The organism is Micromonospora sp. GCM10011541, from assembly GCF_042650725.1.
Lineage (GTDB): Bacteria > Actinomycetota > Actinomycetes > Mycobacteriales > Micromonosporaceae > Micromonospora > Micromonospora sicca.
Map to the genome: position 1 here is coordinate 204216 of NZ_JBHSBP010000002.1, position 14535 is coordinate 218750.

At 70.4% G+C, this 14535-nt stretch carries 15 protein-coding genes and 1 pseudogene; 4 read left to right on the forward strand and 12 right to left on the reverse strand.

The features are described 5' to 3' along the window. Window positions 1–76: 76 nt before the first annotated feature. The 6 genes from ACFOYX_RS01210 to ACFOYX_RS01235 all read right to left on the reverse strand — a co-directional run bounded on the left by ACFOYX_RS01210 (window position 77) and on the right by ACFOYX_RS01235 (window position 2936). Window positions 77–628 (reverse strand): SUKH-3 domain-containing protein, encoded by a 552-nt coding sequence (locus tag ACFOYX_RS01210; RefSeq protein WP_322442953.1) that lies wholly within the window; start codon window positions 626–628, stop codon window positions 77–79. Next, complete coding sequence (locus ACFOYX_RS01215) at window positions 519–992, reverse strand: SUKH-3 domain-containing protein (protein WP_322442952.1); 474 nt, start codon at window positions 990–992, stop codon at window positions 519–521. The genes ACFOYX_RS01210 and ACFOYX_RS01215 overlap by 110 nt, the downstream gene beginning before the upstream one ends. Beyond that, window positions 992–1216: a hypothetical protein gene (locus ACFOYX_RS01220; RefSeq protein ID WP_322442951.1), complete on the reverse strand. Its 225-nt coding sequence runs from the start codon at window positions 1214–1216 to the stop codon at window positions 992–994. Before ACFOYX_RS01220 ends, ACFOYX_RS01215 begins: the two co-directional genes overlap by 1 nt. Before the next feature lie 436 nt (window positions 1217–1652). Then, window positions 1653–1907, reverse strand: coding sequence for a hypothetical protein (locus ACFOYX_RS01225; RefSeq protein WP_322442950.1), 255 nt, complete (start codon window positions 1905–1907; stop codon window positions 1653–1655). A gap of 12 nt (window positions 1908–1919) precedes the next feature. Further along, complete coding sequence (locus ACFOYX_RS01230; RefSeq protein WP_322442949.1) at window positions 1920–2201, reverse strand: hypothetical protein; 282 nt, start codon at window positions 2199–2201, stop codon at window positions 1920–1922. Window positions 2202–2348: 147 nt separating this feature from the next. Continuing rightward, window positions 2349–2936, reverse strand: a complete 588-nt coding sequence (locus ACFOYX_RS01235; protein ID WP_322442948.1) for a TetR/AcrR family transcriptional regulator — start codon at window positions 2934–2936, stop codon at window positions 2349–2351. 47 nt (window positions 2937–2983) lie between these two features. Between ACFOYX_RS01235 and ACFOYX_RS01240 the strand changes: the two are divergent. After that, window positions 2984–3532 (forward strand): annotated as a pseudogene (locus ACFOYX_RS01240) (GNAT family N-acetyltransferase); the annotation flags it as partial. Window positions 3533–4128: 596 nt separating this feature from the next. On the opposite strand, the gene ACFOYX_RS01245 reads toward ACFOYX_RS01240, so the two are convergent. Beyond that, entirely contained in the window at window positions 4129–5037 is a 909-nt protein-coding gene (locus tag ACFOYX_RS01245) for an EamA family transporter (RefSeq protein WP_322442947.1), read from the reverse strand. 353 nt (window positions 5038–5390) lie between these two features. On the opposite strand from ACFOYX_RS01245, the gene ACFOYX_RS01250 reads away from it, so the two are divergent. After that, window positions 5391–6317 carry an NAD(P)-dependent oxidoreductase gene (locus tag ACFOYX_RS01250; protein WP_322442946.1) on the forward strand — a complete coding sequence of 309 codons (927 nt, stop codon included), beginning with the start codon at window positions 5391–5393 and terminating at the stop codon, window positions 6315–6317. Window positions 6318–6327: 10 nt separating this feature from the next. Here the strand turns inward: ACFOYX_RS01250 and ACFOYX_RS01255 are convergent, their stop codons facing one another. Continuing rightward, window positions 6328–7191 carry an aldo/keto reductase family oxidoreductase gene (locus ACFOYX_RS01255; protein WP_322442945.1) on the reverse strand — a complete coding sequence of 288 codons (864 nt, stop codon included), beginning with the start codon at window positions 7189–7191 and terminating at the stop codon, window positions 6328–6330. A gap of 515 nt (window positions 7192–7706) precedes the next feature. Here ACFOYX_RS01255 and ACFOYX_RS01260 point away from each other — a divergent pair. Continuing rightward, a complete protein-coding gene (locus tag ACFOYX_RS01260) occupies window positions 7707–8096 on the forward strand; it encodes a VOC family protein (protein WP_322442944.1) in 390 nt (129 codons plus the stop codon). Window positions 8097–8178: 82 nt separating this feature from the next. On the opposite strand, the gene ACFOYX_RS01265 is transcribed toward ACFOYX_RS01260, so the two are convergent. The 4 genes from ACFOYX_RS01265 to ACFOYX_RS01280 form a co-directional block, all read right to left on the reverse strand. Further along, window positions 8179–8682 carry a hypothetical protein gene (locus ACFOYX_RS01265; protein ID WP_322442943.1) on the reverse strand — a complete coding sequence of 168 codons (504 nt, stop codon included), beginning with the start codon at window positions 8680–8682 and terminating at the stop codon, window positions 8179–8181. Between the two features lie 330 nt (window positions 8683–9012). After that, window positions 9013–9828 carry a hypothetical protein gene (locus tag ACFOYX_RS01270; RefSeq protein ID WP_322442942.1) on the reverse strand — a complete coding sequence of 272 codons (816 nt, stop codon included), beginning with the start codon at window positions 9826–9828 and terminating at the stop codon, window positions 9013–9015. After that, window positions 9825–11180, reverse strand: coding sequence for a hypothetical protein (locus tag ACFOYX_RS01275; protein ID WP_322442941.1), 1356 nt, complete (start codon window positions 11178–11180; stop codon window positions 9825–9827). Before ACFOYX_RS01275 ends, ACFOYX_RS01270 begins: the two co-directional genes overlap by 4 nt. Before the next feature lie 78 nt (window positions 11181–11258). After that, window positions 11259–13058 (reverse strand): RNA-guided endonuclease InsQ/TnpB family protein, encoded by a 1800-nt coding sequence (locus tag ACFOYX_RS01280; RefSeq protein WP_377533758.1) that lies wholly within the window; start codon window positions 13056–13058, stop codon window positions 11259–11261. A 594-nt stretch (window positions 13059–13652) separates the two neighbouring features. Here ACFOYX_RS01280 and ACFOYX_RS01285 point away from each other — a divergent pair. Next, the coding region (locus tag ACFOYX_RS01285) for a DUF2637 domain-containing protein (protein ID WP_377533759.1) at window positions 13653–14535 on the forward strand (883 nt) is incomplete at its 3' end.

Sequence of the window (14535 nt, forward strand, 5' to 3'; positions counted from 1 at the left end):
ACCAACCTCCCCGAGCCGACTGCTACGCCCCGCCACCATACGAGCCGTGGCGAGGTCGCCCAGACCTCACATCCGATCAGCCTGGATACGCGTCCCATCTGGTGTCCGGAGCGACGCCGAGAATGAGCTTCTCCACGGCCTGCCGAGCCGGTCCGTAACTGGCCAACCAGTCGGCGACCAGATACACCTCTCCGGTCTCGTCGATCCCCAGGAAGAACCGCCCCTCGTCGAGTTCGCCGAGCGGGAACAGCGATCGGTGGATGACCGACGACCAGTCGGCGAACCGCTCGTCCTCGCCGAGGCACAGCAGCGGGTCCAGCTCGAACGGGGCACGCGCCTGCGAGATGCTCGGCCCGCGGTGGGCGACCGTCAGCCCGCCGAACTCGGCGAGGAACCGTTCGGTCGCCTGGTGCATGTCGAACCCACCCGCCTCCAGCTGCGTCCGCCATGCGCTGGTGTCCACCCGTCGGCCCGGCTGCCAGCCGGCTTCGGTCAGTATCCGAACGACAGTACGGGGATCAGCGGCTGTAGGTGTGCAGCACCGGTGGCTCACGGTCGGCCAGGAGCATGACCCGTAAGGCGTCCTCGAAGCTGTCCGCGACGTGCAGCACTTCCACGTCGTGATCATCCACGACCATCCCGGCCGAACCGAGGAAGACCGTACTGTTGGTGATCCACTCGGCGATCGGGTAGAAGTCCTGCCCGAACATCTTCTTCAGCTCCACGGCGATGTCGAACATCCCGCTGCCGGCGAGCTCGGGCTCGAAGAGGACGTCACTGTTCCGGAAGGCCCCGACCGCGACGGGCGGCGTCACGCGGAGGCCACCGAAGTTCTCGAGCACCTGCCGGGCCAGTAGATGCAGGACGAAACCCTCGGCTCCGAGGATCTCGTGCCAGGCGCGAACGTCGACTGAGCGGTCAGGGGCCCAGCCGGCCGCCCGCAGCGCCTGCACTGCGGCTGCGGGCAGCCGGCTGGTGAAATCCTGTGCCATCAGAAGTTGATACCCAGCCTTCCCAGGAGTGGGGTGCAGTAGTCGGGACACGGATCGATCGGTGTGCCGTGCGCGTCACCCCCGGATTGCTGGGACCGTACCTGGACCGATCGCATGGTGCCACCGTAGATCCCGCTCACACCCTCCTGGTTGAACGCCTGGATGAGGCAGTGGACCTCGCCGCACGCGCCGTGCCGGTTGCTCAGCGGTGCGATCTTCTCCATGATCGCGCGGAGTGGCGCAGGAATCGGGAGTCGGTGTCCGCTGCGCCCGTAGTACGTCTGACCCGACCGTGAGGTGTATTCCGACGCCACCCGCGGGGTCGACGCCTTGTTGGGCCCGCGCAAGCTGTCCGCATGTTGCTTCAGCGACGCCGGCTTCGCCGGAGCCGCGGCCGGCTTCGCCGGGCGGGAGCGGGCTTCGCGGGGGCGACGGTGGGTTCCGGGGTTCCCGCGTGTGGCGTGGCCGGGGAGCTGGGTGCCCCTTCCTTGGGAGCGGCGGTCGACGGTTTGGGGGCACCGCCGCCCCGGGCCTTGTTCAGGCCCGCCCCTACCGGCCAGGGCCCGCCCGCCCGCCCGCGCAGGATGTCCCTAATCCGCCACGCCGGTGGTATGGCGAGCTTCGGCGCCACCTCACTGGGCGCGCCGCGTTAGCCGCCTCTCAGCGCGAACGCTGGTCGGTCGACGGCGGGGCCGTCAGCCGAGGTTCCACATCCTCCGGCAGCTCAGCACCGCAGAGCGCGCAGATGTAGTCGTCGTCGCGGACGACGTTGCGCTCGCCGCAGTCAAGGCAGCGCCGGAAGACGACGGCCACGGTGAAGCATTCCGGGCGACAGATACCCGCGTTGTCGAGGGCGACCGCCACTGCCTCCCAGGAGGTGGGATCGGGGCAGTACCCGGTGGAGTGGTTGCTCACCTCGGTGACGACCTAGCCGCCCCGCTGGCGGGCGAAGGCGATCTCACCCGCGCCGAGGACCTTTCCACCGCCGGCGCAGGCGACGTGCTCGCTGCGTCTCGGCGCGAGCCGCAACGTACCGCCAAGGTCGATGACGTACGTGAACGGCTCGTCACGGTCGCGCGGATCTGCGGCCGCCAGGTAGGTGTCGAGATCGACCGGCGATCGGATGGGCCAGCCCTCGGGGGCACCGACGACCGACGCCTGCACGTCCGCCGGGCCGACGTAGCGGTATCGACGCCCCGCCCCCACCACGGCACCGACACTAGCCCGCGCGGCGGGCCGCAGTGGACAAACCACACCAGTCCCGCCGCCTGGACCTGACCGCTCGCCCCTGGCGATCCCGTCCCCCGGGGCCTGGCCTCGTTCCGCGTCAACTTTTCCGTGCCAGGGCGTCGCGGTTCAGCGGGTGAACGCGGCGAGGAAGTCGTCGACGAGTCGGGTCTGTGTCGCGGCCGGCAGCCGGTCGGGGTCGAACAGCGCCTGAACCACCAGGCCGTGAGTGAACGCCAGCACGGTCGTCGCGAGCCGGCCCGAGTCACCGTCGGGAAGCTCGCCCAGCCGTTGGGCGTCCTCGATGGAGGTGCGCAGCCCTGCCCGGACGCGTTCGTAGCGAAGGGTCTGGGCGGCGAACAGGTCGGGGTCGGACAGGGCGACGTCCCAGGAGCCGACCCAGATCCGGTTCATCGCCGCCGCATCGGGAGTCAGCGGCAGGATGTTGAGCACCTGCGTGCGCAGCGCGGCCAGTCCGGGCGCGGGAGCGGTCTGCCGGGGGCGCTGCGCGGTGCGTACCTCGAGAATGTCGAGGGCGTGGGCGATCAGCTCGCGCTTGCCCGCGAAGTAGTGGGTGACCAGTCCGGTCGAGGAGTTCAGGGCCGCCGCGACGGCGCGCATGGTCAGGCCGCCGAAGCCGTGCTCGGCCAGGACCCGCCAGACCGCCTCCGAGACGTCCTGGCGGCGGGAGTCATGGTCGGTGCGTGCGGGGGTCATGGCCTGTTAGCGTACATGCCAAACGTTTGTTATGTACGGAGGCTGTGATGTTCGCGTTGCCCCTCACCGACTCGGCCGTGCTGCGTCCGCTGGAGCCCTGGCACGCCGAGGAGTTCCTCTACCACCTGGACCGGGCGCGCGAGCACATCCTGCCGTGGGTCTCGCCCGCGTTCGTCGCCCGCGACCTCGGCGGGGCTCGCGCGGTACTGCGGCGTTACGCGGACAAGCGGGCTCAGGACACCGGCGGCATCTGGGGCATCTGGCTGGACGGCCGCCTGGTCGGCGGTGTCATGTTCGTCTCCTTCGACACCGCGCTGGGCGTCTGCGAAGCGGGCTGCTGGCTGGAGCCCGGCGCACAGGGCCACGGCCTGATCACCCGCGCCGCGGAGCAGATCATCGACTGGGCCGTCGAGGAACGCGGCATTGCTCGCGTCGAGTGGCGCACCAAATCGCGCAACGCGCGTAGCATCGCGGTCGCCCAGCGGCTGAGAATGAGCCGCGACGGAACGCTGCGTCAGGTCTACCCGGACGACGAAGGCGGACGGATCGATCTCGAGATCTGGTCCGTGCTGGCCGACGAGTGGCGGGCCCACCGCACCGGCCAACCCGGCCTTGCGAGCAAGGGCAGCATGTCCGTGGAGGTGAAGGCCGAACTCGACGGCCTGATGGCCACCTTCCTGGGCGCCTTCGCCAACCCGGGCGGCACCAAGCCGAACATCCAGGCGATCGAAGACGTGTTCATCCCCGAAGGGATGATCATCAGCACCGTCGGCGCGACCCCGGTGATCTACGACCTGCGCCAGTTCGTCGAACCTCGCGAGAAGATCCTCACCGACGGGACGCTGACCGAGTTCCGGGAATGGGAGACCTCGGAGACCACCGAGATCTACGGCTCGATCGCCCACCGGTTCAGCGAGTACCGCAAGTCGGGCTACCTCAACGGCGAGTGGTTCGAGGGCCGGGGCGTGAAGACGACCCAGTTCGTCATGACCCCGTCGGGCTGGAAATTGAGCTCACTGGCCTGGGACGACGAGCCGACCCTCGGGCAGGCCACGGCAGGTGCCTGAGCGGGACCGAACCCGGCCACGACGGTCCCTGCAGCGCCGGGGATCGCTGCTTCTGGCGGAAGCGCCGGCGTCCTGACACCCGGGGCCCGGGCAGGTCCTGTTGGTCCTGCCCGGGCCCCTCTTTGTCACCGGTGCCCGCGGGTGTTCAGCACCATGGCGGTGGTGATCAGCCCAGCGCCGATGAGCCCGGCCGAGCTCAGGCGATCGCCGAGGAACAGGGTGGCCAGGAGGGTGGCGACGAGCGGTTCCAGCAGCGCGATCAGCGCTGCCGTACTGGCCGGGGCGGTGCGCAGGCCGCGGAAGTACAGGGCGTACGCCATCGCGGTGGGGACGGCGCCCAGTAGGAGCAGCAACCCCACGGACGTCGGGGTCGGGACGAAGTTCATGCCGGACGTCAAGGTGGACGCGGCGGCGAGCACGGCCCCGCCGATGGCGAAGCTCACGCCGGTGGCGGTGAGATCGTCGAGACCGGTGACGGGCCGGGTGCCGATCAATGTCATCGCGGCGAAGCCGGCGGCCGACAGCAACGCGAGTCCGCCCCCGGTGAGCGCCCCGGTGGTGGTGATGCCGCCGGCAGGCGTGCCAATGAGCAGGGCCAGACCGGCCACGGCCAGCGCCACCGCGGCGAGCATCGACGCGTTGACCCGCCGCCCGGCGACCCGTTCAGCGGACAGGACCAAGGCGGGTGAGGCGCCGATGGTGAGCAGGGTGGCGAGGCTGACGTTGGTCAGTGACACCGCGGCGAAGAAGCAGGCCTGGAAAACCGCGGCGAGCAGTGCGTTCACGGCGATCCGAGCCCAGGCTTCCCGGCGGCGGGGCAGCGGTTTTCGCGCCAAGCAGAGCCAGCTGATGACGAGCATGCCGGCGACGGCGAGCCGGTAGGACGCCACCGCCAGCGGTGACAGCCCCGTTTCGTGGGCGAGGAGGCTGCCGGTGGGGCCACCGGTGCCCCACAGCACGCCGGCGGGGACAAGCGACCACAGGCCGGTGGCGGAGCGTCGGGCGGCAGCCACCGGTTGTTCGGAGACAAGCATGAGGAAATCGCTCCTGCGACGAGAGGAATTGGGGGTCGCGGAAGCGGGGCGTACCGGACTCAGCGCTGGGTGAACCGCGCGTCCAGCCGACACCGGCTGGACACGATCAGCAGAGGCGCCCCGCTCAGGAGCGCGGCGGGGAGATGATGTCGAAGGTCCGGCCCATGACCCGATCCTATGCACCGCCACCGGACGCCACGAACCCGTTTTCGCGACGCACCGAGCCGACGCATCTCATGGGCAGGGCCACCAGGGAAGACGACGGCTGTGCGAGACGACACACCGCACGGTCATCACACGCCCGACCGGTACTCCGTCCATAGGGGTGAGACCTGCAGGAAGGAACCGAAGCCATGAGAGTTCTGCTCGCCGGCGCCTCGGGCGCCATCGGTACGCCCCTCACCCGCCAACTCATCGCCGCCGGCCACCAGGTGATCGGCATCAGCCGCAGCCAGTCCAACGCCGAGCGGCTGCGCAACGCCGGCGCCGAGGCCGTGGTGGCCGACGTGCTGGACCGCGAGAGTCTGCTCGCCGCCGTACGGGACGTGCGGGCCGACGCGGTCGTCCATGAGTTGACGGCGCTGGGCACCACGAAGATGGGCGAGGCGCTTCAGGGCACGAACGCCCTGCGTACCACCGGCACGGCCAACCTGCTCGCGGCGGCCCGGGCGGTCGGCGCCCACCGCTTCCTCACCCAGTCGATCGTGCTCGGCTACGGCTACCGCGACCACGGCCCGCGCGTGCTCACCGAGGACGACCCGTTCGCCGAGCCGGTGGGCGGCAAGCTCGGCGAGGCGGTGGCGGCGATTCGTGCCACCGAGGAGCAGGTGTTCTCGGCCGACGAGATGGAGGGCGTCGCGCTGCGCTACGGGTTCTTCTACGGGCAGGACCGCATGACCAGCATGATCGTCAACCTGGTGCGCAAGCGCCGGTTGCCGGTGCCCTCCGGGGGCGGCTTCGCCAACTTCATCTACCTGGAGGACGCCGCCGCGGCGACCGTGGCCGCTCTGGAGAAGGGGCGGGCCGGGCAGGCGTACAACATCGTCGACGACGAGCCGGTGCGCTGGGGCGACTACCTGGACACGCTGGCGGCCGCGTTCGGGGCGCGCCGGCCGTGGCGGGTGCCGAGCTGGATGCTGCGGCCCATCCCGTACGCGCACGCAATGATGACCACCTCGATGCGCGTCTCCAACGCCAAGGCCAAGCGCGAGCTGGGCTGGGCTCCGGCGGTGCCGACCTACCGCGAGGGCATCCCGCTGGTCGCGAGGGCGACCCGCTGAGCATCCACCGTCAGTCGATGATGTTCAGTTCGGTCAGCGCGTCGTCGGGAAGGGTCAGCGCGGCGGCAGCGACGTTCTCGCGCAGGTGCGCGACCGAGGAGGTGCCGGGGATGAGCAGGATGTTCGGGGACCGATGCAGCAGCCACGCCAGCGCGACCGCCATCGGGGTGGCCTCCAGGCGGGCGGCGACGGCGTGCAGTTCCTCGGACTGCAGCGGGCTGAAGCCGCCAAGCGGGAAATAGGGCACGTAGGCGACACCCTGCGCGACGAGGGAGTCGACGAGGGGGTCGTCGTCGCGGTTGGCGATGTTGTAGAAGTTCTGCACGCACACCACCGGCGCGATGGACTGCGCCTCGGCGACCTGATCGGCGTTGACGGTGCTCAGCCCGAGGTGCTTGATCAGCCCCTGTTGTTGCAGCTCCGCGAGAACCGTGAACGGCTCTTCGATCGTGCCGGGGGTAGGCCGGTCGAAGCCGCCGACGCGCAGGTTGACCACGTCGAGCACGTCGAGGCCGAGGCGGTCCAGGTTGTCGTGTACGGCCTGGCGGAGCTGCTCCGGGGCCAGGGCCTGCGGCCAGTTGCCCTCGGCGTCGCGCAGCGCCCCGACCTTGGTGACGATGTGCAGATCGTCGGGGTACGGATGCAGGGCCTCCCGGATGATCTCGTTGGTGACGTACGGGCCGTAGAAGTCGGCCGTGTCGATGTGGTTGATGCCCAGATCGACGGCCTCGCGCAGCACGGCGACGGCAGCGTCACGGTCGGCCGGTGGACCGAAGACGTGCGGGCCGGCCAACTGCATCGCGCCGTACCCCATCCGGGTGACCGTCAGATCCCCCATACGGAACGTGCCGCCGGGAAGCCTGGTCGATGTCATGGGAATTCCTCTCCTTGTTGCGGCAAATCCGCAACCTTCCCGCCGACACAACCACCAAACCGTCGCGGCGTCAGCCGGTGCTACTCCGCACCCCGCCACCATCAGGGTAGGACGCGATCCGGCGCAGCCGATCGGGCCGTAACCCGACATCAGCGCCGCGCAGCAGCTGCCGAGGGCTCGCCCCTCCGGCACGCCAGGCCTGGGCGACGGCGAAGACGTCCCGCCGCCACACCGATCCGGTTTCCGGGAACCCGTCCGGCCAGGCATCAGGTGGAAGCGCCGCACGCCAGCGGTCGATCTGGATGGTGATCGACGCAGCTGGGTCACGGCTCCTCCTTGTTCCTGGGCGGCCGCGTACCCGCTGCCGAGGCCGCGGGCCGAATGCCGGGAAGCTATCCGCGCGGCCGGCCCACCCGCTGTGCCGGACCCGGCACATGGCGGTATCCACCGGAGCGAGCCCGGGTCTGCCCACCGGGATGGCCAGTTTGCGCCGGTGCTCGCAGGACTAGGGTCGGGTGCGTGAGTGTGCACGCCCGCGCGTCGCCAACGACTTTCCGGCCACCCTGCGCTTCTACACCGATCTGCTCGGCGAGCCGGAGAAGGTCGTCCCGGACTTCGAATACGCCAGCTTCGACCAGAGCGGCGACACCGTCCTCGCCATCCTCGGCCGCCGCGCGGCGGAGGCGGTTATGCCGGTGGGCCGGGGTGACGGTGGAGTGCTGGTGGTGATCCCCGTGCCGGACGTGGACGCCACAGTCGCCGCTCTCCCGGCCGAGGTGGTGGTGGCCGCCGCCGCCGACCGGCCGGGGTGGGGCCTGCGTTCGGCCTACCTGCGCGACCCTGAGGGCAACCTGGTCGAGGTGCAGACCTGGACGGCCCCTGAGGCCGCGGCGGCAGCGGGATAGCGATCCGGCCGCACCCCCGGCTCCGCTCTCGTCCGTGGCGGCATCAATGCCTGCTTGAAGTGACGATCAGCCGGCTCGGTCGTCAGCGCGAACGCTGGTCGGTCGACGGCTGGGCCGTCAGCCGAGGTTCCACATCCTCCGGCAGCTCAGCACCACAGAGCGCGCAGATGTAGTCGTCGTCGCGGACGAGGTTGCGCTCGCCGCAGTCGAGGCAGCGCCGGAAGACGACCGCCTCGGTAAAGCCTTCCGGACGGTCAATATCCGCCCGGTCGAGGGCGCCCGCCACCGCCACCCATGAGGTGGGATCGGGGCAGTACCCGGTGGACTGGTTGCTCACCTCGGTCACGACCCAGCCGTCCCGCTCGCCGGCGAAGGCGATCTCCCCGGCGCCGAGGACCTCCCCACGGCCGGCACAGGCGACATGCTCGCTGCGTCTCGGCGCGAGCCGCAACGTACCGGAAGGGTCGATGACGTACGTGAACGGCTCGTCACGGTCGCGCGGATCCGCGGCCGTCAGGTAGGTGCCGAGATCGACCAGTGACCGGATGGGCCAGCCCTCGGGAGCGTCGGCGACCGACGCCCACACGTCCGCCGGGCCGACGTACCGGTATCGACGTCCCGCCCCTACCACGGCACCGACCCTACGCCCGTTCGGCCGCCGCGGCGGACAACCGCACCGGCCCGGCAGCCCAGACCTGGCCCTCGGTTGATCCCAGCATCGCGAGCAGCCGGTGGGCGGTCGACACTCGGACGCGGACCCGCAATCGCATCGATCGGCTCTACGGCGGGTGAGGCCGTGGATCAGCGAGGCTTCGACGCCTGCCAGATCCGGTTACGCGTGCCGGCGCGAGCAACGGGGCCGGTTGCGTCGCCGCTGCCGAAGCGCCTCGCACGTCGGGATGGCGGTACGTCCGCGTCAGCGGGCTACGGTCACCTGCTGCTCCGGCGTCGGCTTGCCGGCGCCCGGGAAGTGCACCTCGGTGTCGAAGGCGAGCACGCCGTAGTGTCCGCCCGAGGTGTATCCGCTGAATCGGATCGTGTAGGCGTCGCTGCCCGTCGTCGGAGTGACCGCGTGCGGCACCAGCCGGCCGCAGGACGCGGTGTGCCCGGGCCCGTTCCCGCTCGGTGAGGTGGCGGTGAGGGAGTAGTCCTGCTCGCCGGAATGGATGACCCGACAGGTGATGGTCAGGCTCAGCGGCTCGCGCGAGTCCGGGAACCATCGGCCGCCGTCGAGGAAGAAGGGCTCCACGAAGACGTACGGGTTGAGGTAGTAGCCGCCCGTGTCGTTCTTACGCAGCCGTTGGGTGCAGAAGCGGAAATTCCCCTTCGTCTTGCCGCCGCGCGAGACGTACACCTGCTGGCCGACCTGGAGGGTGCAGGTCTGCGACAGCAGCGTGTAGCCGCGGGGGAACTCCGGGGCCGGAGTGGGCCTGGCGGCCGGGGCCGGCGGCGGGGCGGCGGCCGAGCCGGCCCGCGCTGCCCCCGACGGGCGGGGCTTCGGCGTCGGGGAGGCGGTCGCGGACAGGTTGCGCGACTTTGGTGTCACCGTCGCACTCGTCGTCGCCGCGGCGGCGCTCGTCGTCCCTGCGGCGGTCGGCGCCTGGGTGGCCCAGACGGCGCCGGCTCCGGTGGTACCGGGTCGGGCGCAGCCCGCAAGGCCGGTGGCGAGCAGCAGCAGCGCCAGTGCGCTGCGGCGCACGAGCGGAGAGCGGCGCCGGATCGGTGCGCTCACCGCTGCAGCACCGCGGTCGCGTAGCCGTCCGGGTAGAACTGGTAGTAGTCGCGGTACCGGACCGTGAAGGTGGTGGCGCCGCGTGGCAGCGAGTAGGTGAGGGTGTACCTGCCGCTAACGTCCATCTTGCCGCGCCAGAACTCCCGTTCGGCCCCGCCGTTGGTCGACGCGGTGATCCACCAGTAGCTGTCGTCGCCGATCGGCGAGCTCCAGGTCACGGTGAGCTGCGCGGTGCCCTTCTCCTTGCCGGTCCCGACCTGGGCGGTGACAGCCAGGTCGGTGACCGGGGGCTTCGGCGGGTGCGCCGGTCCGAACGAGTGCAGCAGCTGCGTTTCCTGGTAGGGATCCGTCGAGCTGACCGCCCAGGCCCGGGTGCCGTCCCGGTTGACCAGCAGCGTGCCCTCCCAGAGGCTGTCGCCGCTGCGGAAATCGACGGCGTACGTCGGGGCCGTGCTGCCCTTGGCATAGAGGAAGACATCGGCGTCACCGGAGGCCGTCGAGGCGCGCCCGATGGCGACGGTCGAGCCGTCCCCGGACCAGGCGCCGTCCTGCGGGTAGACCCCGCTGGGATAGACGGTGGCGTCGGCGAGATCCGGCAGCCGGTACGAGTGATGCTCGTACGGGTGGCCGACCGTCTCCACCACCTCGGTGCCGTCCGGGCTCACGGCGTAGTCGATCAGGTTGCTGCCGGTGTTGTCCCGCCGGGCGACGATCGTCGGGCTGTCACCGGAGACGTCGATGACGTACGTGGTGACGGGCGAATACCCGGTGTCGCCGGCGACGAGAAGGCCGGGCGCGCCGGGGCTGGCGTCGATGATCGGGTGGTAGTTGGGGCCCCCGGTGTAGACCACCGGCGGGGTGCCGGGCGCGGACCAGATCAGCAGACCGCCGGAGCCGATGCCGGCGTCGATGAACCCGCCGACGACCTTCTCCCCGGTCGGTTCGACGGTGTACAAGTGGGCGCCGGGGGGTGCGGGGTAGCTGGCGACCATGGTGAGGGTGGCGGCGTCCAACGCGATGATCCGGTTGAAGCCCTGGGCCGCGTACAGGATGCGCCCGTCGTCGCTGAGGACGAGGTCAGAGAGGTCGGCGACGGCCGTGATCCGGTTCAGCAGCCGGCCGTCCAGGTCGGTCACCACCAGCGGCAGCCCGCCGCCGACCCCCTGAGCGATATAGAAGCGGCCGCGCGCCTCGTCGAGTTCGATCGCCCGCAGGTCGTTTACCGGCAGCTGAACGCCGACGCTTTTCAGCGGGGCCGTCTCGGCGGCGGCCGGTGCTGCTGTCAGTAGGTCCGCGGTGCTGAGCCCGATCGCCGTGAACATCCCGGACGCCAGCAGTTGACGACGCCGCATTGACACCTCCCCGTGTCCGCCAGCCGCCGTACCGACGGCCAGACGAGACCCTACAGCGTGTCTCAATAGTCGTTTGGGTCATGAGACACCGCCCTTCTCGGGCGTCCCTGCCGTCACGGGTGTTCGTGGCGGTGGGGTTCCTCCGTCGTCGAGGCTGGTTTCGCCGGCGCGTGGGCGCTGGCCAGAGCCGGCCTCTCGGGGGGCGTTGGTGACCGGGCCTCGTGCTTCGGGGTCCCGGGTCTGGACATCGTGTTGCTCGGCCCAGACGGCGAGGTTGACCGCCGCGTTGACGTCCCGGTCGGCCGTATGCCCGCACTCGTCGCAGCCGAAGATGCGCACTGAGAGGGGTAGGGCGGGGCCGGTGGTGCGGCAGGCACTGCACATCCTGGTGGACGGATACCACCGTGGTGCCGGGGTGGCTTGCCCGCCGCGCCAGCGTTGTTTGTACCCGATGATGCGGGCCAGGTCAGCCCAACCCGCATCGGAGATGGCGGCGGCCAGACGCCGGTTACGCAGCAGACCGGCGGTGTGCAGGTCTTCCAGAGCCAGCCGGTCGTGGGTCTTGACCAGCCGGTTGGCGACCGTGTGCAGAAAGTGGCGACGCACATTCGCCACACGCAGGTGGGCCCGGCCCAGCCGGGCGGCAGCCTCAGCCCGATTGCGGGAGCCTGGCTGTCGACGACTGACCTGGCGGGACAGACGCCGTAGCCTCGGCAGGGCGGTCCGCAGCGGGCGTGGCGGATCATCGACGCGCAGTACCTGTCGGCCGGTGGTGTCGGCGGCCACGACGAGGGCGGCGAGGCCGCGGTCGACGCCTACCCAACCACCGCCGTCGGCGTCGGGCCGAGGCGGGTGCCGGTGGGCGGGGTGCAGGTCCGCCGCCTCCACCGTCACGGTGACGGTCCATCGGCCGGCCCGGCAGGAGACGGTGGCATACCGGATGCCGGCTCGGCCGGTGCGGATCATCCGCCGCAGCCGGCGGGTGTCCTCCCGTACCCTCAGGATCCCGATCTTCGGCAGACAGACACTGCGAGGTCCCGCCGTCGGATCCCCCACCCGGATGCTCGCCCGACCCGCCTTCGTTGTGCAGCGGATCCGGAACGACGCACGGGAGCGGCTCTTGCGTTTGAATGTCGGGAACCCCACCCGGCGGCCCGGCCGTTTCCCTCCCCGGGAGTCCGTCCAGGCGCTCAGGCCACGACCCAGGTCGACGGCGGCTTCCTCACACACCTGCTGACACACCTGCGTCCGCCACGACAACCCCGTCGCGACCATCTCCGTCGAGCGGGACCGGTCGACCACGAACCGGCGACCCGCCTGCGCCGAGGTCTTCCACGAGTTGAACGCGTTGATCAGGTCAAAACCCGACCACGGCACCACCACCGACCCGTCCCGACGTTTCGCATCCAGGGCTTCCTTCACCAGAGCCAGGCACTGGTTGAACGCGAACCGAGACGCCCCCGCATGACGCGCCAACACCACCACCTGCGACGGTGACGGGTCAACCGTGAACCGGAACGCCGTAAACCTCCCCACAACCCCACAGCATGCCCGCCACCTACGACACTTTTGAAACACGGCCTGGGACTGTCCGGATCTTTGTGTGTGAGGCGGTGGTCGCCTTCTCAGTTTCCGGTGATGCGCTCGCCGTAGAACATGGCGAGAGCGTTCAGCGCTTGTTTCAGGCCGCCGGGTTTGGATGCAGCGCGATGACGTGCTCTGGCGAAAGGACCGGGCACCTATCGCCAGTCTGGCGGCGAATGCCCTGGCGGATAGCACTCCACCGGACTGGCGCCAAGGTTCGGTGACTGAGCTGCACGGAAATCGGGGTTGACTCGGCGGGTGTTCCCGGGGCGTACTCGATATACGTTCTCGCATCGCCGGCTGGCGCGGTCGGCCAGAAAGAGGCCGCAGGCACTCTCAGGACGGGGTGCCGGCTGTTGCTCGCGCTGGCGTTGGGGGGCGTCGAGAGATGGGAGGTCCCACATGAAGGATCACTCGTCGGCAAGTTGAGCTGCACCACTGTGGCGCTTGTCGAGCGCTGCCGGTGGCGAGAGTTGCGACCGCTTGTGGCTCGGCTTGGCCGCCCCGTGTCCGCTCGTTGACCTCAGCCTGCGGTACGGGTTGTGGCGGCACCTGCTGCCCGGCTGCTTGCCCCTGCGCGGGGCCTGGATTGTTCGTTGGCTCGATCACAGTGAGGTATTGGCCGACCTCTGCACGCACAAGGGGTGCGCCTTGCCCGGGCAACCCCCGGCAGGGGTCGCGCCCGCCCGCGAACTGGCCCTGTGTGGGTAGGCGGGACCTGGACGGCATCCCCGTCGCCCTTGAATCCCTACAAACGAAGCTGGAGCACGAACATGACCTCGACCTTCATCAATACAAATAGGCTGGCGGCTGCCTTCTCGGTTCGCCGGCCCAGGGTGACGCCATTCGAGGCTCTACCCGGACGACGTATCGACAGGTGGTGGGCCATTGGCACCACTTGAGCAGCGGACGCCTGACCTGCCCAACGAGGTGCGGTCGGGGCGGGAGCGGCTGGAGAACCGGATCCAGGTGCTGATCATGCTGTTGATCGGCGGCGCGGCCGGCGCAGCCACTTTCCGTCACGTCCATGACGTTGCGGCGGCGCACGGCCAGCCGGGCTGGCTCGCGTGGGCCGGCGCGGTGGTCCTGGAACTGGCCTCGATCGCCGTCGGTCTGGAACTGCGCCGCGACCGGCGCCTAGGAAAGAGCGTCGCGTTCCCGGCGATCGTGCTGACAGTGGCGGTGTTCCTGTCCTTGTCGGCCCAGGTCGTGGAGGCGGAAGCGTCGGTGATCGGCTGGGTCGCCGCCGCGTTGCCGGCGCTCGGCTTCCTGACGATGGTGAAGATCACCCTCGGCCGTGCCGACCCCGCCCCACCCGAGCAGACCGCCCGACCCACACCGGGCGAGCCAGGACCGCCGCTGATCGTGGACGCCGCGGTCCCGGACACCCGCGAGCCGGTCCCCGGACCGCCGCTGCCGGTCCCCACGCCCACTGCCACGGTCCGGGACTGCACCACCGCGGTTCCGGCTACCGCGGACCAGGACCCGGCGGTCCGGGACCGCCGCGACAGCGGCCCGCCGGTCCGGGACCGGGGTCCGGAGATCACCGCGCTGGTCCCGGCCGCCCGGACCGCCGCCCACACGCTCGCCGCCCACGGGACACCGCTGTCCCGCAAGGAACTCGCCCGGCAACTTCGCGCGGACGGGCATCACCTGTCCAACGCCACCGCCTCAGCACTCGTGCGCGTCCTACGCGCCGAGGCCGTCGCGGAACGTGTCAAGGGATTGAGGCCAGCGGGAGTTAAGCGGCTTGTCGTTGCGGCTCGGGCTT

Bases quoted from the DNA above. Each gene is read 5' to 3' on its own strand.
- ACFOYX_RS01255 (WP_322442945.1), bottom strand. From the start codon at position 7,191: ATGACATCGACCAGGCTTCCCGGCGGCACGTTCCGTATGGGGGATCTG.
- ACFOYX_RS01210 (WP_322442953.1), bottom strand. From the start codon at position 628: ATGATCACGACGTGGAAGTGCTGCACGTCGCGGACAGCTTCGAGGACG.
- ACFOYX_RS01215 (WP_322442952.1), bottom strand. From the start codon at position 992: ATGGCACAGGATTTCACCAGCCGGCTGCCCGCAGCCGCAGTGCAGGCG.
- ACFOYX_RS01280 (WP_377533758.1), bottom strand. From the start codon at position 13,058: ATGCGAGAACGTATATCGAGTACGCCCCGGGAACACCCGCCGAGTCAA.
- ACFOYX_RS01245 (WP_322442947.1), bottom strand. From the start codon at position 5,037: ATGCTTGTCTCCGAACAACCGGTGGCTGCCGCCCGACGCTCCGCCACC.
- ACFOYX_RS01250 (WP_322442946.1), top strand. From the start codon at position 5,391: ATGAGAGTTCTGCTCGCCGGCGCCTCGGGCGCCATCGGTACGCCCCTC.
- ACFOYX_RS01235 (WP_322442948.1), bottom strand. From the start codon at position 2,936: ATGACCCCCGCACGCACCGACCATGACTCCCGCCGCCAGGACGTCTCG.
- ACFOYX_RS01220 (WP_322442951.1), bottom strand. From the start codon at position 1,216: ATGGAGAAGATCGCACCGCTGAGCAACCGGCACGGCGCGTGCGGCGAG.
- ACFOYX_RS01275 (WP_322442941.1), bottom strand. From the start codon at position 11,180: ATGCGGCGTCGTCAACTGCTGGCGTCCGGGATGTTCACGGCGATCGGG.